Annotated in this window: 15 protein-coding genes; 13 read left to right on the top strand and 2 right to left on the bottom strand. The window is 64.2% G+C overall.

What is annotated here, in order from left to right:
* Positions 1 to 139 precede the first annotated feature (139 nt).
* From PQR54_RS09870 to PQR54_RS09900, 7 genes are all read left to right on the top strand, one after another.
* Positions 140 to 2,080, top strand: a complete 1,941-nt coding sequence (locus tag PQR54_RS09870; RefSeq protein WP_408245201.1) for an ABC transporter permease — start codon at positions 140 to 142, stop codon at positions 2,078 to 2,080.
* Complete coding sequence (locus tag PQR54_RS09875) at positions 2,077 to 2,886, top strand: ABC transporter ATP-binding protein (protein ID WP_408245202.1); 810 nt, start codon at positions 2,077 to 2,079, stop codon at positions 2,884 to 2,886. Before PQR54_RS09870 ends, PQR54_RS09875 begins: the two co-directional genes overlap by 4 nt.
* Positions 2,883 to 3,599: an ABC transporter ATP-binding protein gene (locus tag PQR54_RS09880; RefSeq protein WP_408245203.1), complete on the top strand. Its 717-nt coding sequence runs from the start codon at positions 2,883 to 2,885 to the stop codon at positions 3,597 to 3,599. Before PQR54_RS09875 ends, PQR54_RS09880 begins: the two co-directional genes overlap by 4 nt.
* 75 nt (positions 3,600 to 3,674) lie before the next feature.
* A complete protein-coding gene (locus PQR54_RS09885; protein ID WP_408245204.1) occupies positions 3,675 to 4,874 on the top strand; it encodes an amidohydrolase family protein in 1,200 nt (399 codons plus the stop codon).
* A 31-nt stretch (positions 4,875 to 4,905) separates the two neighbouring features.
* Entirely contained in the window at positions 4,906 to 5,424 is a 519-nt protein-coding gene (locus PQR54_RS09890; protein WP_408245205.1) for a (2Fe-2S)-binding protein, read from the top strand.
* Positions 5,421 to 9,035, top strand: a complete 3,615-nt coding sequence (locus tag PQR54_RS09895; RefSeq protein ID WP_408245206.1) for a molybdopterin cofactor-binding domain-containing protein — start codon at positions 5,421 to 5,423, stop codon at positions 9,033 to 9,035. The genes PQR54_RS09890 and PQR54_RS09895 overlap by 4 nt, the downstream gene beginning before the upstream one ends.
* A gap of 82 nt (positions 9,036 to 9,117) precedes the next feature.
* Complete coding sequence (locus PQR54_RS09900) at positions 9,118 to 10,326, top strand: ABC transporter substrate-binding protein (RefSeq protein ID WP_408245207.1); 1,209 nt, start codon at positions 9,118 to 9,120, stop codon at positions 10,324 to 10,326.
* A 118-nt stretch (positions 10,327 to 10,444) separates the two neighbouring features.
* Here the strand turns inward: PQR54_RS09900 and PQR54_RS09905 are convergent, their stop codons facing one another.
* Positions 10,445 to 10,696: a hypothetical protein gene (locus PQR54_RS09905; protein WP_007178046.1), complete on the bottom strand. Its 252-nt coding sequence runs from the start codon at positions 10,694 to 10,696 to the stop codon at positions 10,445 to 10,447.
* Positions 10,697 to 10,847: 151 nt separating this feature from the next.
* On the opposite strand from PQR54_RS09905, the gene PQR54_RS09910 reads away from it, so the two are divergent.
* From PQR54_RS09910 to PQR54_RS09930, 5 genes are all read left to right on the top strand, one after another.
* Positions 10,848 to 11,429: an RNA polymerase sigma factor gene (locus PQR54_RS09910; RefSeq protein ID WP_408245208.1), complete on the top strand. Its 582-nt coding sequence runs from the start codon at positions 10,848 to 10,850 to the stop codon at positions 11,427 to 11,429.
* Positions 11,430 to 11,441: 12 nt separating this feature from the next.
* Complete coding sequence (locus PQR54_RS09915; protein ID WP_408245209.1) at positions 11,442 to 11,750, top strand: hypothetical protein; 309 nt, start codon at positions 11,442 to 11,444, stop codon at positions 11,748 to 11,750.
* A 2-nt stretch (positions 11,751 to 11,752) separates the two neighbouring features.
* Positions 11,753 to 12,049: a 4Fe-4S dicluster domain-containing protein gene (locus PQR54_RS09920; protein ID WP_408245210.1), complete on the top strand. Its 297-nt coding sequence runs from the start codon at positions 11,753 to 11,755 to the stop codon at positions 12,047 to 12,049.
* Positions 12,050 to 12,140: 91 nt separating this feature from the next.
* Entirely contained in the window at positions 12,141 to 12,857 is a 717-nt protein-coding gene (locus tag PQR54_RS09925) for an O-methyltransferase (RefSeq protein WP_408245211.1), read from the top strand.
* A 223-nt stretch (positions 12,858 to 13,080) separates the two neighbouring features.
* On the top strand, positions 13,081 to 13,599 hold the full coding sequence (locus PQR54_RS09930) for a DUF6496 domain-containing protein (protein ID WP_408245212.1): 519 nt from the start codon (positions 13,081 to 13,083) through the stop codon (positions 13,597 to 13,599).
* Between the two features lie 219 nt (positions 13,600 to 13,818).
* Here PQR54_RS09930 and aptA read toward each other — a convergent pair whose 3' ends face one another.
* A complete protein-coding gene (gene aptA / locus PQR54_RS09935; protein WP_408245213.1) occupies positions 13,819 to 15,147 on the bottom strand; it encodes an omega-aminotransferase AptA in 1,329 nt (442 codons plus the stop codon).
* Between the two features lie 242 nt (positions 15,148 to 15,389).
* On the opposite strand from aptA, the gene PQR54_RS09940 reads away from it, so the two are divergent.
* Complete coding sequence (locus PQR54_RS09940; protein WP_408245214.1) at positions 15,390 to 16,805, top strand: aminotransferase-like domain-containing protein; 1,416 nt, start codon at positions 15,390 to 15,392, stop codon at positions 16,803 to 16,805.
* The last annotated feature ends 9 nt before the right edge of the window (positions 16,806 to 16,814 follow it).

Genomic DNA, 16,814 nt, shown 5'->3' on the forward strand with positions numbered 1-16,814 from the left:
AGGGACTTTCTTCGGGGCGTATTGTATTGTCCTGCCGTTGACGCGTGCGCGCATGGTGCCGCACGCGCTGCAATGTCTGCCGAACGGCGAATGCGCCTAAGCCGCGCCTTCACTATTCGGCACACTGCCAAGGGTCGCGATGCTTTCGAATTTGCTGGTACAGCTGGTCAACGGACTCGCCGACGCGTCGACGCTGTTTCTCGTCGCCGCGGGTTTGTCGCTGATCTTCGGCGTGACGCGCATTGTCAACTTTGCGCACGGCTCGTTCTATATGTTCGGCATCTATGTCGCGTACAGCATCGCGAGCCGCTTCGGACATACCGCGGGCGGTTTCTGGCTGTCGGTGCTGGCGGCGGCGCTGGTGGTCGCGGTGCTGGGCGCGCTGGTCGAGATGGTGGTTCTGCGACGCATCTATCAGGCGCCCGAGCTGTTTCATCTGCTCGCCACATTTGCGCTGGTGCTGATCTTTCGAGATGCGGCGCTGTGGCTGTGGGGTCCGGAAGACCTGTTCGGACCGCGTGCGCCGCATCTGGCCGGCGCGGTCGATTTCCTCGGCCATCCGTTGCCGACCTACGACATCGCGTTGATCGTGATCGGGCCGGTGGTGTTGCTGTTGCTCTGGTACGGGCTGACGCGCACGCGTTGGGGCACGCTCGTGCGCGCCGCGACGCAGGATCGCGAGATGCTCGGCGCGCTCGGTATCAATCAGGCGTGGCTGTTTACCGGCGTGTTTTTCGTCGGTGCGTTTCTCGCGGGATTGGGCGGCGCGCTGCAAGGGCCGCGCATGTCGGCGAATCTGTCGCTGGATCTGGAGACGATCGGCAACGCGTTCGTCGTGGTGGTGGTCGGCGGCATGGGCTCGATTCCGGGGGCGTTCATCGCCGCGCTGATCATCGCGGAGATCAAGGCGCTGTGCATTGGCATTGGCCATGTGACGATCTTCGGCGTCGGGCTGTCGTTGAGCCGCTTTACCTTGGTGGCTGAATTTGTCGTGATGGCCGTGGTGCTGGTGGTGCGGCCGTGGGGTTTGCTGGGGAGAGCGAGCGCCGCGGTGCGCGGCATGGCCGCGCCGGAAACCCCATTGCGTCCTGCGGGCAAGCGTCTCAAGTGGCTGGCCGCTATCGCTTTGCTCGTTCTCGTGCTTGCGCCGTTGGCGGCGAATGCGTTTCCGTATATGCCCGTGTTGCTCGTTGAGATCCTCATCGCCGTGCTGTTCGCGACGAGCCTGCACTTCATCATGGGACCGGGCGGCATGCATTCGTTCGGCCACGCCGCGTATTTCGGCTTGGGCGCATACGGCGCCGCACTGTTCCTCAAGGTGCTGAACCTGCCGATGGAAGCCGCCTTGCTGCTCGGCCCACTGCTGGCGGTGGCCGGCGCGCTGGTGTTCGGCTGGTTCTGCGTGCGCCTATCCGGCGTCTATCTCGCGATGCTGACGCTCGCGTTCGCGCAGATCGTCTGGTCGGTCGTGTTCCAGTGGGACGACGTGACGGGCGGCAGCAACGGTATTCTCGGTTTGTGGCCGTCGAACTGGCTGTCCTCACCGGTGGCCTTTTATTACGTGACGCTCGTCTGCGCCGTGATCGGCGTGTGGCTGTTGCGCAAGATGCTGTTCTCGCCGCTGGGCTACGCGATGCGCGCGTCGCGCGATTCGGTGCTGCGCGCCGAGGCGATCGGCATCGACGTGAAGCGCGTGCAATGGGCCGCGTTCGTGATTGCATCGCTGTTCTGCGGGCTTGCCGGATCGTTGTATGCCTTCTCCAAGGGCACGATTTCGCCGGAAGTAATCAGCGTGAGTCGTTCCGTGGACGGCCTCGTGATGGTGCTGCTCGGCGGCTTGCAGACGCTCGCCGGGCCGATCGTGGGCGCGGCTGTGTTCACGTGGTTGCAAGACACGGTCGCGCGCCAGACCGACTATTGGCAGGCGCTGCTGGGCTTCGCGATCCTGCTGCTGGTGATTGCGTTTCCGCAGGGAATCGTCGGCTTCATTCGCGAGCGTTTCGGCGACGATAGTGCCGATCCCGCGGACAAGAGCGCCGTCTCACCTTCCCAACGCGCCGCAATCAAGGAGGGGCTATGAGCTTACTGCGCGTCTCTGGCCTCTCCAAATCGTTCGGCGGCCTCAAGGCGGTCGACGATGTCTCGTTCGATCTCGAAGCCGGCCAATTGCTCGCGTTGCTCGGACCGAACGGCGCGGGCAAGTCGACCTGTTTCAACATGGTCAACGGACAGTTGCCGCCTTCGTCCGGATCGATCCGTCTCAACGGTCAAGAACTGGTCGGCATGCGTCCACGCGATATCTGGCGACTCGGCGTGGGCCGCACGTTCCAGATCGCCGCGACCTTTAATTCAATGACCGTCATCGAGAACGTGCAAATGGCGCTGGTCTCGCGCGAACGCAAAACCTTCGGTCTATGGAAACCCGCCGGCGCGCGCTACGCCGACGAAGCCCTCGCGCTGCTCGACCAGGTGGGCATGGCCGCGGACGCGAATCGTGCGTGCGGCGTGCTCGCTTATGGCGACGTGAAGCGTGTCGAACTCGCGATCGCGCTCGCCAACCGCCCGAAGCTGCTGCTGATGGACGAACCCACCGCCGGCATGGCGCCGAAGGAGCGCAATGAATTGATGGCGCTGACCAAACGCCTCGTCACCGAACACAAGATCGGCGTGCTGTTTACCGAGCACAGCATGGACGTCGTATTCGCCTACGCCGATCGCCTGATCGTGCTCGCGCGCGGCAAGCTGATCGCCGAGGGCGACGCCGACACGATCCGCAACGACCCACGCGTCCAGGAAGTCTATTTCGGCACCGGCAAGACCTTCCAGCCGCGTGCGCCATTGCATGAGGCGGCGGGTGGCCATCAGGGACAAGGAGCGCTGCAATGACGAGCGAGCCGATGCTGAAAGTTTCCGGCCTCAACGCGTTCTACGGCCGCGCGCATATTCTGTTCGACGTCGGCCTCGAAGTTGGGCGCGGCGAAGTCGTCGCGCTGATGGGTCGCAACGGCGCGGGCAAATCCACCACGATGAAAGCGGTAATGGGTCTGCTGCCGCGCCGTCAGGGCGAAGTGAAGTTTCGCGGGCAGAACATCACGGCGCTGCCGCCGTACAAGATCGCGCGCATGGGCATGGGCTTCGTGCCCGAGGATCGGCGCGTGTTCGCCGATCTGACCGTGATGGAAAACCTCGCCACCGGCCGGCAGCCGCCGCGCGACGGCGCACCGCAATGGACGCCGGAAAAACTGTTCCGCCTCTTTCCCAATCTCGGCGAAATGCCGCAGCGGCCGGGCGGGCAAATGAGCGGCGGCGAACAGCAGATGCTCACCGTGTCGCGCACGCTGATGGGCAATCCGTATCTGGTGCTGCTCGACGAACCGTCCGAAGGCGTGGCGCCCGTGATCGTCGAACAGATGGCGAACATGATTCTCGAACTCAAGCGCGAAGGGCTGTCGATTCTGTTGTCCGAACAGAACCTGCACTTCGCCGAGCTGGTCAGCGACCGCGCGTATGTGCTCGAAAAAGGGCAGATCCGTTTTAGCGGCACGATCGGCGAACTCGCACAGAACGAAACAGTGAGGCGCGCTTATCTGAGCGTGTGATTCCTTCCATCGGCGCGCGAGTGCACGTTGTGGCACGTCGTGAGCGCCGGGCAGTCGTTGCGAAAGGAGAGGCAGATGGCAGCAGACACGTTGACAGGCTTGTCGGGCAAGGTCGCGGTAACGAACATCGGGCTGCTGTTATCGGGCGACATCGATCAGCCGATTCTCGACGCGGACACGGTCGTGATCGACGACGGCGTGATCGTCGCGGTCGGCCGGGAAAAGGACTGCGATCTCGAAGGCGCGCGCACGACGATCGATTGCAAAGGCACGACGGTCGCGCCCGGCTTGATCGACTCGCATGTGCATCCCGTGTTCGGCGACTGGACGCCGCGGCAGAATCAGATGGGCTGGATCGAATCGAATCTGAACGGCGGCGTCACCACGATGATTTCCGCCGGCGAAGTGCATTTGCCCGGCCGCCCGAAAGACGTGCTCGGCGTGAAGGCGCTTGCGATTACCGCGCAACGTTCGTTTGAAGGCATGCGCGGCGCTGGTGTCGGCGGCGGCGTGAAGGTCATGGCGGGCGCGCCGGTGATCGAGAAGGGGATGGTCGAAGAGGACTTCAAGGAGCTTTCGGAAGCGGGCGTGAAGTTGCTCGGCGAAGTCGGCCTCGGCAGCGTGAAGGGCGGCGAGGAAGCCGCGCAGATGGTCGCGTGGGCGCGCAAGTACGGCATTCAGAGCACGATTCACACGGGCGGTCCGTCGATTCCCGGCTCGGGCCTGATCGATCGCGACGTGGTGCTGGCAGCCGATGCTGACGTGATCGGCCACATCAACGGCGGGCATACGTCGCTCTCTTACCGGCATGTTTGCGATCTGTGCGAGCAATCGAGCCGCGCGCTGGAGATCGTCCACAACGGCAACGAACGGATCGCTTTGCTGACCGCGCGTCATGCGATCGAACTGAAGTGCCCGCATCGGATCATTCTCGGCACCGATAGTCCCGCCGGTTCCGGCGTGCAGCCGCTCGGCATCTTGCGCATGATCGCGCTGATTTCGAGTCTCGCCGACGTGCCCGCGGAAATCGCCTTCTGCTTCGCGACCGGCAACACCGCGCGTCAACGCAATCTGCGTCAAGGGCTGATCGAAGTGGGCCGTCCCGCCGACCTGGTGTTCATGGACCGCGCGCAACATACGGCCGCCGATACGCTGCTCGAAAGCGTGCAGCTCGGCGATATTCCGGGCGTGGGCATGGTGATGATCGACGGTCTGATCCGCTGCCGGCGCAGCCGCAATACGCCGCCGGCTACCGAAGTGCCGGTGGTGCTGTGAGTACGTGTCGCGTAGCCATTCCAGCACGATCATGAACCGCCCCGCGCCTCTTCTGCTGAACGTGAACGGCGCGACGCATCTCGTCAGCGCCGCGGCCGACACGCCGCTGCTCTATCTGCTGCGTAACGACCTCGCGCTGAACGGTCCGAAGTTCGGCTGCGGACTCGGCGAATGCGGCGCGTGCACGGTGTTGCTCGACGGCATGCCGACGCGCGCGTGCGTCACCACCGCGAAGGTCGCATTGGGCCGCGAAATCACCACGCTGGAAGGGCTGGGCACGCGCGCCGCGCTGCATCCGGTGCAGCAGGCATTCGTCGAAGAACAGGCCGCGCAATGCGGCTATTGCCTGAACGGCATGATCATGACGGCCAAGGCGCTGCTCGATCGCGATCCGCATCCGAGCGTCGAGACGATCCGGCGCGAGCTGTCGCGCAATCTGTGCCGCTGCGGCACGCATGTCGAGATCGTGCGCGCGGTGCAGCGCGCGGCTGAATTGCTTGCTGCGCAGGACGCGGCGCGGGCAGCGGTGCACGAAGGAGTGCGCGCATGACTGGGCCGGATTTCAGCGTCGATCGACGTGCGGCACCGCCGTCCCGGCAACAGCTCTACGATGCGCAGAGCGTGCTGATCGTCACGCGTGCGCCGCAAGCGCCGGTGAAGCCGGCGATCGGTCAGCCGGGCTCGCGGTCGTCTTTCGTGCCGACTGAGGCGGACATGTTTCTCGTCGTGCGTGACGACGGCAGCGTGGTCGCGTTCAACGGTCACGTCGATTTGGGCACGGGCATCGGCACGGCGCTCGCGCAGATCGTCGCGGAAGAACTGGATGTGCCGTTGACGCGCGTGTCGATCGTGCTCGGTCACACACGCGAAGTGCCGAATCAGGGGCCGACGATTGCCAGCGCGACGATTCAGATTTCGGCGGTGCCATTGAGGCACGCTGCGGCGCAGGCGCGGCAATTTATGCTAAAGGAAGCGGCGGCGCGCTTCAATGTTGGCGTCGAGCAACTCGATGTGCGTGATGGCGTCGTTTATCAACGTGAGGGCAGCGCGGCTGCGAAAGGCATTGGCTACGGCGAGTTGATTAGCGGAAAATGCATCGAATTGCAGCTCGCCACGGATGCACCGTTGAAGTCGCCGGACACGTACAAGATCGTCGGCAAGAGCACGCCGCGCGTTGATATTCCCGCGAAAGCCACCGGCGAATTGAGTTTCGTGCATGACGTGCGTGTGCCGGGCATGCTGCATGGCCGCGTGGTGCGGCCGCCGTACGCTGGAGTCGCGCAGGGCGACTTCATGGGCAACAGTCTGCTGCGGGTGGACGAAGACTCCATTAGCGAATTGCCCGGCATCGTCAAGGTAGTGGTGATTCGCGATTTCGTCGGCGTCGTGGCGGAGCGCGAGGAAGTCGCGCTGCAGGCGGTGAAGCGGCTTCGCGTGCAATGGAAAGCGGTCGAAGGTTTGCCGTCGCTCGAAACCAGCGAAGAAGTGGAAGCGGCCCTGCGCGCGAATCCCGCCAAGCGGCGCGATCTGGTGATCGACGGCGATGTCGATGCAGCGCTGGCGCAAGACTCAGCTCGCACGCTGGAACGCACTTACGTGTGGCCGTTTCAGATGCATGCGTCGATCGGACCGTCATGCGCGGTGGCCGATTATCGCGAGGGCGCGTTGAAGGTCTGGTCCGGCACACAGAATCCGCATTCGCTGCGCGCCGATCTTGCTCTGTTGATGAGCATGGACGAAGCCCACATCGAAATCGTGCGGATGGAAGCGGCAGGCTGCTACGGCCGCAATTGCGCGGACGATGTCGCCGCCGACGCCGCGCTGCTCTCGCGTGCCACCGGCAGTCCGGTGCGCGTGCAACTCTCGCGCGAAGACGAGCACGCGTGGGAACCGAAAGGCGCCGCGCAATTAATGGACGTGCGTGGCGCGCTGAATGCCGAAGGCGAACTGGCCGCGTACGACTTTGCGACGCGCTATCCGTCCAACGATGCGCCGACGCTGGCGCTGCTGCTGACGGGCACGATCTCCGCACAGCCGCAAGTGTTCGAAATGGGCGACCGCACGGCGGTGCCGCCGTACGATTACCGCAGCATGCGCATCGTTTGCGACGACACGCCGCCTATCGTGCGGGCGTCTTGGTTGCGTGGCGTATCCGCGTTGCCGAATACGTTCGCCCACGAATCCTTCATCGACGAACTCGCGGTGGAAGCGGGCGTCGATCCGGTCGAGTTTCGCCTGAAGCATCTGACCGATCCGCGAGCGATCGAACTGGTGAAGGCGGTCGCGGAAAAGGCCGGCTGGGAAGCACGCAACGCCGAGCGCAACGCCGAGCGTAAAGATGAGGAAGGCGACATCGCACGCGGGCGCGGCATCGCTTACGCCCGCTACGTGCACAGCAAATTCCCCGGCTTCGGCGCGGCATGGTCCGCGTGGGTGGCCGACGTCGAAGTGAATCGCAAGAGCGGCGAACTCGCGGTGACGCGCGTGGTGGTCGGCCAGGACACCGGCACGATGGTGAATCCCGACGGCGTGCGTCATCAGATCCACGGCAACGTGATCCAGACGACCAGCCGCGCGCTGAAAGAGCGCGTGACGTTCGGCGAGAACGCGGTGACGAGCCAGGAGTGGGGCGCGTATCCGATCCTGACCTTCCGCGAAGTACCGGTGATCGACGTGGTGATGATGCCGCGCCACGGCGAGCCGCCGATGGGCGCGGGCGAATCCGCGTCGCTGCCCGGCGCGGCGGCAATTGCCAATGCGCTTTTCGATGCCACGGGCGTGCGATTTCGGCGGCCGCCGTTCACGCCGGAAACGATCCGTGCCGCGCTCGCCGATGCCCAAGCCGAAGACAAGGCGGCGCGTAGGAAGAAGCGCTGGCGGTTTGGGTTTTTAGGCGCGTTGGCGGCGGGAGCAGCGGGTTGGCTCGGTGCATTGTCGCTCGCGCCGCACGCTATCGCGCCGATCACGCCGCCGCTAGCGAGCGCGTTCGCGCCGGATCTCGTGGCGCGCGGCAAACTGCTGGCATCGCTCGGCAATTGCGCGGTTTGCCATACCGCGCATAACGGCGTGCCGAACGCCGGCGGCAAACCGCTCGATACGCCGTTCGGCACCGTCTACAGCACCAACATCACGCCGGACGGTCAGACCGGCATCGGCAACTGGTCGCTCGAAGCCTTCGTCCGGGCGATGCGGCAAGGCATCAGCCGCGATGGCCATCGCCTCTATCCGGCCTTTCCGTACACGTCGTTCCAGAACACGTCGGACGACGATCTCAAAGCGCTGTATGCCTACTTGATGGCGCAAACGCCGGTGCGCTCACGTCCGCCGGAAACGAAGCTCGCGTATCCGTTCAGCGTGCGTCCGCTGATGTCCGCCTGGAACGCTTTGTTTCTCGGCCGCACAACGTTCACCCCCAGCACGACGCAAACCGCGCAATGGAATCGTGGCGCGTATCTGGTGAACGGACTCGGCCATTGCAGCGCATGCCACACGCCGCGCAACGCGTTCGGCGCCGAGAAAACCGGCGCGGCGTTCATGGGCGGCGGCATGGCGGACGGTTGGGAAGCGCCCGCGTTGTCGACGCTTTCGAACGCGCCCGTGCCCTGGAGCGAAGGCGAACTCTTCAGCTACTTGCGCAGCGGCCACGCGCCGCTGCACGGCGTCGCGGCCGGGCCGATGGCGCCGGTGGTCGGCGATCTGGCGGCGCTGCCCGACAGCGATATTCGCGCGATGGCCACGTATCTCGCGTCGCTCAATCCGTTGGAACCGAACGTCGATCCCGCAGCGGTGGCGCGTCAGTACGAACAGGCTAGCGCGATTTCCGGCGCGCCTGCGGGCCTCGGCGCGCGGCTTTTCGACGGTGCGTGCGCCGCCTGTCATCACACGGGCAGCGGGCCGCAACTGTTCGGCGCGCATCCGTCGCTGGCGCTTAATACGAATCTGCACAGCGCGACGCCCGATAACCTGATTCGCGTAGTTCTCGACGGTATCGGCTCGCCTGCGCGGCCCGAACTCGGTACGATGCCGGCTTACCGCGACAGTTTCAACGACGCCCAGATCGCCGAACTCGTGTCGTACCTGCGTCAGCAATTCGCCGGTGGCAAGCCGGCCTGGCAGGATGTCGCGGCGAGGGTCGCCAGGATTCGCGCGACGCCGCCGTGAGCCGACTGAATCGCGAACCTCGTTCGAAACACCCGATAACAACGACCGCATTCCCGCAATCCTTTTGATAACGGAGAAACGCATGACCACGCGCGCAGGATGGATCTCTCGCCTCATGGTGCCGACGGTGCTCTCGCTCGCCGCCTTGAGCGCGAGCGCACAGCAAACCATCAAGATCGGCGAGATCAACAGCTACAAGGCGCAGCCCGCCTTTCTCGGGCCTTACAAGAACGGCTGGAATCTCGCGCTCGACCAGGTGAACGCCGCGGGCGGCGTGCTCGGCAAACAGCTCGAAGTGGTGTCGCGCGACGACAACGGCAATCCGGGCGACACGATTCGCGTCGCGCAGGAGCTGATCGCGCGCGAGCAGGTGCAACTGCTGTTCGGCGGCTTTCTCTCGAACACCGGCCTCGCGCTGACTGACTTCGCGAAGCAGAAGAAGATTTTCTTCCTCGCCGCCGAGCCGCTGACCGATAAGATCGTCTGGGCCGATGGCAACAAATACACGTACCGCCTGCGGCCTTCCACGTATATGCAGGTGGCGATGCTGGTGCCCGAAGCGGCCAAGCTGAAGAAGAAGCGCTGGGCACTCGTGTATCCGAACTACGAGTACGGGCAATCGGCGGTAGCGACCTTCAAGAAGCTGCTGCAGGCGGCGCAGCCCGACGTGCAGTTCGTCGCCGAACAGGCCACGCCGCTCGGCAACGTCGATGCGGGCGCGGTGACGCAGGCGATCGCCGACGCGAAGCCGGACGCGATCTTCAACGTGCTGTTCGGCGCCGACCTCGGCAAGTTCGTGCGTGAGGGCAATACGCGCGGGCTCTTCAAGGATCGCAGCGTGGTGTCGCTGCTCACGGGCGAGCCGGACTATCTCGACCCGCTGGGCGCTGAAGCGCCGACCGGCTGGATCGTGACGGGCTACCCGTGGTATTCGATCGATACGGCGGCCAACAAGAAGTTCGTCGATGCGTATCAGGCCAAGTATCACGACTATCCGCGGCTCGGCTCGGTGGTGGGGTATTCGGCGTTGATGTCGATTGCCGCGGGCATCAAGAAGGCGGGGTCGGTCGATCCGGATAAGCTCGCCGCCGCGTTCAAGGGTCTCGGCGTGGACACACCGTTCGGGCCGATCACCTATCGCGCGCAGGACAATCAGTCGACCATGGGCGCGTATGTCGGCGTGACGGGTTTGAAGGACGGCAAGGGCGTGATGACCTCGTACCGGTATATCGATGGCGCGAGCGTTCAGCCGTCGGATGCCGAGGTCAAGAAGCTGCGGCCCGCCGAGTAAGGTGTCGATGCCTGCGGCGCGTGGCGTCGCAGGCATCTGGAGCACAACGCACGCCGTCGCCGCGCGGCGATCCACGGTGAGCCGCCGCAGCGCGCGGCGGTGAGCGGAGAACGAAGAACTACTCCTCCGCGTCGTGCTCGATCACAAATCGTTTCAGATAAGCCAGTACGGCGGCTTCGACCGCGCGATGATCCGCGGTGCTCTTGGAGCCCGCATTTTCCTCGTCGCCGAACAGGGTGGACGGCGCGTTGTGCACATCCACTTCCTGGCCTTCGCGAAAGACGCGAATCTCATGTACGTCTTCGGCGTACTCGGCGATCCAGTGCACGCCCTCGATGTGCGCGCCGGCACGTACGGTAGGTATCTTCATGGACGTCTCCCGTCGGGCCGGACCACACGCCGACCCTTACCAGAACCATACGCCGTCCGGATGATCGGCGCGAGCCCTGTTGCACAGTGGCTCGCGGAAAGATTTTTCGCGCCCGCCACAATATTCGCGCGCCTGAAACGTCTTCAGGCGCATGGAACCGCCACCCACTTCGCAAACGATGACCGAACGAGACACCGACATCACCGCGACCGTGGTGCGTGAGCGCACGAGGCTCGTCAATTTTATCCGGCGCCGGATACGCGACCCGGACGACGCCGAGGACATTCTGCAGGATGTATTCCACGAATTCGTGCAGGCCTACCGGCTTCCCGCGCCGATCGAACAGGCGAGCGCGTGGCTGTTCCGTGCCGCGCGCAATCGCATCGTCGACCGGTTTCGCAAGAAGAAAGAGCAGCCGCTGGCAGATCTGTCCGCGAGCGGAGACGACGCCGACAGCGAGTATCGCCTCGACCTCGACCTGCCGGCGCACGATGCGGGCCCCGAAGCCCTCTACGCGCGCGCTCTCTTGCTCAAGGCCTTGCAGGATGCGCTCGACGAGTTGCCGGCGAATCAGCGTGAGGTATTTATCGCGCACGAACTGGAGGGCCGGTCCTTCAAGGACATGGTGGCGGAAAGCGGCGTCACGCTCAACACGTTGCTTGCGCGCAAACGCTACGCGGTCTTGCATCTGCGCGCCCGGCTGCAGGCCATTTATGACGAACTGGGTATCTAGAGGAGTCGACGGATGAATTTTCGAATCAGATGTGCGGGTAAGGCGCTGCTTGTGGTGGTCGCTATCGGCGTGCTCGGCTGGGTGGTCATGACGCTTTGGAATTGGGTGATTCCGGCGCTATTCGTCGGCGCTCGTGCGATCGACTTCGCCCATGCGTTGGGCTTGCTGGTGTTGAGCCGCATCCTGTTTGGCGGATTCCGCGGACACGGCGGCTGGCGCGAACGGCGTCGCTGGCGCAAGTGGGAAGCGATGACGCCCGAAGAACGCGAGCATTTTCAGACGGCATGGCGATCGGGTCGCGCCCGGCACAAGGGAGATTGAACATGCGCGAGACATCAGCGGCCGAGTGCAAACAGGAGCCGGGCGTGATTGCGCCGGTTGTCGACCTGACACGTTGCGAGGGAAAGGGCGATTGCATGGAGGTCTGCCCGGAGAATGTGTTTGAGATCCGGCGCATCGATGAGCTCGACTATCGCGGCCTCGATCTGATGCATCGCCTCAAGCTGCGCGTGCACGGAATGAAAGTCGCCTACACGCCGAACGCACAGGCCTGCCGGTCATGCGGGCTTTGCGTGACGGCGTGCCCTGAACGCGCGATCAAGCTGGCCAGAACGGCATAGCGCCACACGTTTGAGCTGATGACGGAGAGACAGTGCCGTGGTCCGTCGATTGATACGTCGTCAGCATTTTCGGTCTCGTCAAGGAGCGCACATGGCTTCATCAACCACAGGTCTTTTGCAACGGCTTCATGAACAGAGCCAGACAGAAGTCATAGCCCGCGCACGGGCGCAGTTCCAGGGATCGAGCCAGGAGTTTCAGGATCTTGCGGAGGAATACGAAATGCTCGCGCCGCGACTGCGTGGACGGTTTCTCGAAACGCTCGGGCTATCCAGCGAAGACTTCGAATCCTCGCAAGGCACACCACTCTCTCTCGCCGTGTCGGCGGAAACGGGAAGGTTTTTGAGCAACTTGGTGCTCTCGCATAGACCGGCCCGAATCCTCGAACTCGGCAGTTCCTGCGGCGTGTCCACGCTGTATTTCGCCGAGGCGCTTCGCAGGCTAGGCGGTGGCATCGTTGTGGCGACCGAACTCGACGCTGTTAAATGCGCACATCTTCGGGCCCACGTTAGAACGGCGGGCGTGCAAGCGTATGTCGACCTGCGGGAGGGTGATGTTTTCCAGACGGTTTCCGAACTGGACGGCACTTTCGACATGGTGTTTATCGACGTATGGGCCAGCTCCTATCTGAATCTATTCCAGCAGATTGAACGCCTGCTACGTCCCGGATCTATCGTTCTGGCCGACAACATGTACACAGCCGAGGATGCCGTTCGGCCATACAAGCACTATCTTGACGGCAATCCGCGCTTCTCGACCACGACGCTGGACTTTGAGTCAGGGGTCGAATTTACGGTTGTCGTTGCTTAAGCTAACGACGAGCGGTGCTGCCGTGCTGGTGAAGAGACCTCAGGACAGGCGCTTCGATCACATGAGCCACCGGAATTGCCGGCGGCAAACTTGACGAGACGTCACGGGCAATTGTCGAAGTCGGTCGGTTCCAAAAGGTTTTTTTCAACGCGAGTCGCCTGCCGCCGCCGCGCGGCACACGCGTTGCTGCATGACATAGGCCATACCCAACTGGAGAACCGTCATGCCTGAAAAGAAAACGATCGAGCGTGCTAAGACTGATAAACGCGCCGGCAAAGCATCGAGCACCCAAGCGGGTGAATTCATCAAGGAACAGGTCGACAAGGTGCGGGCCGGCAAGCACGGCGTCAGGTCCGCGAAGCAGGCGATTGCGATCGGCCTCTCGGAAGCGCGCCGCGCGGGCGTGGCCGTGAAATCGCCGAAGAAGGGCACGGCAAGCGAGGCCACGCGCAAGAAAGCCGCTACGGATAACGCCGCGGGCCAGCACAAGAGCACGACGAAGAAGAGCACGGAGTCGACTGCGAAGCGCTCGCGCGCCGCTACCGATGCGTTGAAACGTGAAGGTACGGCTGGCGCGTCTCGGACGGCGCTGTCGAAGCAGACGAAGACGGCGGCAGCTAAGCGTCCGGCAGCCAGCCGTTCGGCTGCGGCAAAGAAGGCGGCGGCGACGAAGGGTGCCGCAGGACGGTCGGCGGCTGCGAAGAAGGCTGCTCAGACGCGGGCTTCGCGTACGCATCATTGAGTCGTGCAGCAGTCGCGCACCGCGCGGCGGCGGTCAACCTGATTGAGGTACGGCGGCGGGTGGCGCGTCCGCCCGCCGCACCCGGCAGCGGCCGCGCTGAGTTGCGCGATGTTGCCAGCATCGGCGTGCGTTGTTAGAGCGCGTAAGACACACGTCGCGCGCGAAAAAAAGCGGCGCATTCAACGCGCCGCCTGCTTCCTGCTACTTATCGTGAGCCGATTACTGCACCGTAGCCAGCACGTCGCCAACCGTCTTGAAGATGTGCGCGATCTGCTCTTCGTTGATGATGAGCGGCGGCGAGAACGCGAGGATATCGCCTGTAAAGCGCACCAGCACGCCCGCTTCGAAGCATTTGACGAACGCCTCATAAGCCCGTGCGCCCGGCGCGCCGTCGCGCGATTCGAGTTCCACGCCGGCGATCATGCCGAGGTTGCGCACGTCCTTCACGTGCTTTGCGCCGCGCAGCGAATGGGCTGCGGCTTCGAACGTCGGCGCGAGGGCTGCGGCGCGCTCGAACAGGCCTTCGCGCTTATACAGATCGAGCGTCGCGACCGCGGCGGCCGTCGCGACCGGATGGGCCGAATACGTGTAGCCGTGGAACAGTTCGATGGCGCCTTGCGCGCCGCTGTTCACGATGCTGTCGTGGATCGTGCGGCTCGCGGCCACCGCGCCCATCGGGATCGCGGCGTTGTTGATGGCCTTCGCCATCGTGATCAGGTCCGGCGTCACGCCGAAGTATTCGCTTGCCGTAGCCTTGCCGACGCGGCCGAACGCGGTGATCACTTCGTCGAAAATCAGCAGGATGCCGTGCTTCGTGCAGATCTCGCGCAGCTTTTGCAGATAGCCTTGCGGCGGAATCAGCACGCCCGTCGAGCCGGCCACCGGTTCGACGATCACGGCGGCAATGGTCGACGCGTCGTGCAGCGTGACGATGCGTTCGAGTTCCTCGGCAAGATGCGCGCCCCAAACCGGCTGGCCTTTCGTGAACGCGTTGTGTTCGAGGTTGTGGGTGTGCGGCAGATGATCGATCGCCGGCAGCAATGCGCCCGAGAAAGTCTTGCGGTTCGGTGCGATGCCGCCGACCGAAATACCGCCGAAGCCCACGCCGTGATAGCCGCGCTCGCGGCCGATCAGGCGCGTCCGCTGGCCTTCGCCGCGCGAACGGTGGTATGCGAGCGCGATTTTCAGGGCGGTATCGACCGATTCCGAACCCGAGTTCGTGAAGAAGATGCGGTCGAGACCCTCCGGCATCAGCTCGGCGACTTTCGTGGCCGCTTCGAAGGCGAGCGGGTGGCCCATCTGGAAGGTCGGCGCGAAGTCGAGCGTGGAGAGTTGCTCCGTGATCGCCGCCACGATTTCCTCGCGGCCATGGCCGGCATTTACGCACCACAGACCCGCGCAACCGTCGAGCACTTCACGCCCGTCCGTGCTGCGGTAGTACATGCCCTTGGCCGATTCCAGCAGGCGCGGCGCGGCCTTGAACTGGCGGTTGGCGGTGAAGGGCATCCAGAAAGACGACAGGTCGTCGATGACGGGGCGCGAAGTCATGGTATCTCCTCGAATCGAAGGTAGTCCCCCAGAAGGACTTCCTTCGGGGCATGGCGAAACTGTAGCGTTCGCGGTTTAATGGCGGCATAAACAGTTGACGCGGTGTGGCGCTAACTGTGTTGGTGAATCTACGCCAACTGTGTCGATGCGTGCCACGGCAGGTCGGCAGGCTCGCCGGCGCCACATTTCGCAGGTATTCACACGTTCAGCCGCCCCCTGCGGCCCGCTTTTTTGTCCAGACCATGATCGAACTACAACTCGAGCGCGACCGGCGCGCCGCTCCCACGCTCGTCGACCAGGTGGTGCAAGGCTTCGCGCGCGCCATCGAGGGGCAATCGCTGCGAGCGGGCGCGCTGCTGCCGTCGGTGCGGCAACTGGCGCAAAGCCATGAACTGAGCACCTTCACGGTCACGGAGGCGTACAACCGGCTGGTGTCGATGGGACTCGTAGTCGCGCGGCGCGGTTCCGGCTATCGCGTGGCGGCGCGCTCGCAGTCCGCGCGGGTCGCCGCGACCGACTGGCAGCCGCCTAGCCTCACCGCGACCTGGCTCCTGTCCGACGTGTTCGCCGACCATTCGGTGCCCATCAAGGCGGGCGGCGGCTGGCTGCCGAACGAGTGGATCAACGAAACCGGTTTGCAGCACGCGCTGCGCGCCATGAGTCGCGTGCCGGCGGCGCGCCTCGGCGATTACGGGCATCCGTACGGATTTGCGCCGTTGCGCGAGCGGATCGCCGAGCAACTCGACCGGCGCGGCTTGCCGGTCGATGTGTCGAACATCCTGCTTACGCAAGGCGCGACGCAAGGGCTGGATCTGATCGTGCGTACGCTGCTGCGAGCGGGCGACGCCGTGATCGTCGAAGATCCCGGTTATTGCAATCTGCTGCAGATTCTCAAGCTCGCCGGCCTGGTCGTGCTTGGCGTGCCGCGCACGCCGGCGGGCGTCGATACGGACGTGCTCGAAGCGCTGGTTGCCGAGCACAAGCCGAAGGCGATCTTCGTCAACACGACGCTGCAGAATCCGACCGGCGCGACCTTCGGAATGTCCGTGGCGTTCCGCCTGCTGCAGATCGCCGAGCGTCAGCGCATGTGGGTGATCGAGGACGACGTGAGCCGCGAACTCGCGCCGTCCGGCGCGCCGCTGTTCGCGGCGATGGAAGGCTTGCAGCGCGTGCTGTACGTCGGCGGCTTTTCGAAGACTGTGACGCCGGGGCTGCGCTGCGGCTACGTGGTCGCCGAGCGCGCGGTGCTGCGCGAACTGGCGCGCACGAAGATGGCGGTGGGTTTGACGTCGTCGGAGGCGATCGAGCGGATCGTCGACAAGGTGCTGCTGGAGGGGCGCTATGCGCGTCACGTGGAAGCCGTCAACGAGCGTCTCAAGCTCGCGCACGCGACCGTTGAAGATCGGCTCGATTCGCTGGGTCTGGAACTGTTTCATCGGCCGCGCGCCGGGCTGTTTTTGTGGGCGCGCTTGCCGATCGAAGCGGAGCGGGCCGGCGAAGTGGCGACGGCCGCGCTCACACACGGTATCTGGCTCGCGCCGGGCTCCTACTTCCGTCCCGACGATGCCCCGAGCGCCTGGTTCCGCTTTAACGCACCTTATTCGACGGATGATGCGTTGTGGCGCTTCATCGAGCGAGTGGGGCAGGGGATGTTGTAGAGACTGCGT

The sequence above is a fragment of the Paraburkholderia phytofirmans genome (genome assembly GCF_046028095.1).
GTDB classification, from domain to species: Bacteria; Pseudomonadota; Gammaproteobacteria; order Burkholderiales; family Burkholderiaceae; genus Paraburkholderia; species Paraburkholderia phytofirmans_A.

Bases quoted from the DNA above. Each gene is read 5' to 3' on its own strand.
- PQR54_RS09870 (WP_408245201.1), top strand. From the start codon at position 140: ATGCTTTCGAATTTGCTGGTACAGCTGGTCAACGGACTCGCCGACGCG.
- PQR54_RS09875 (WP_408245202.1), top strand. From the start codon at position 2,077: ATGAGCTTACTGCGCGTCTCTGGCCTCTCCAAATCGTTCGGCGGCCTC.
- PQR54_RS09880 (WP_408245203.1), top strand. From the start codon at position 2,883: ATGACGAGCGAGCCGATGCTGAAAGTTTCCGGCCTCAACGCGTTCTAC.
- PQR54_RS09885 (WP_408245204.1), top strand. From the start codon at position 3,675: ATGGCAGCAGACACGTTGACAGGCTTGTCGGGCAAGGTCGCGGTAACG.
- PQR54_RS09890 (WP_408245205.1), top strand. From the start codon at position 4,906: ATGAACCGCCCCGCGCCTCTTCTGCTGAACGTGAACGGCGCGACGCAT.
- PQR54_RS09895 (WP_408245206.1), top strand. From the start codon at position 5,421: ATGACTGGGCCGGATTTCAGCGTCGATCGACGTGCGGCACCGCCGTCC.
- PQR54_RS09900 (WP_408245207.1), top strand. From the start codon at position 9,118: ATGACCACGCGCGCAGGATGGATCTCTCGCCTCATGGTGCCGACGGTG.
- PQR54_RS09905 (WP_007178046.1), bottom strand. From the start codon at position 10,696: ATGAAGATACCTACCGTACGTGCCGGCGCGCACATCGAGGGCGTGCAC.
- PQR54_RS09910 (WP_408245208.1), top strand. From the start codon at position 10,848: ATGGAACCGCCACCCACTTCGCAAACGATGACCGAACGAGACACCGAC.
- PQR54_RS09915 (WP_408245209.1), top strand. From the start codon at position 11,442: ATGAATTTTCGAATCAGATGTGCGGGTAAGGCGCTGCTTGTGGTGGTC.
- PQR54_RS09920 (WP_408245210.1), top strand. From the start codon at position 11,753: ATGCGCGAGACATCAGCGGCCGAGTGCAAACAGGAGCCGGGCGTGATT.
- PQR54_RS09925 (WP_408245211.1), top strand. From the start codon at position 12,141: ATGGCTTCATCAACCACAGGTCTTTTGCAACGGCTTCATGAACAGAGC.
- PQR54_RS09930 (WP_408245212.1), top strand. From the start codon at position 13,081: ATGCCTGAAAAGAAAACGATCGAGCGTGCTAAGACTGATAAACGCGCC.
- aptA (WP_408245213.1), bottom strand. From the start codon at position 15,147: ATGACTTCGCGCCCCGTCATCGACGACCTGTCGTCTTTCTGGATGCCC.
- PQR54_RS09940 (WP_408245214.1), top strand. From the start codon at position 15,390: ATGATCGAACTACAACTCGAGCGCGACCGGCGCGCCGCTCCCACGCTC.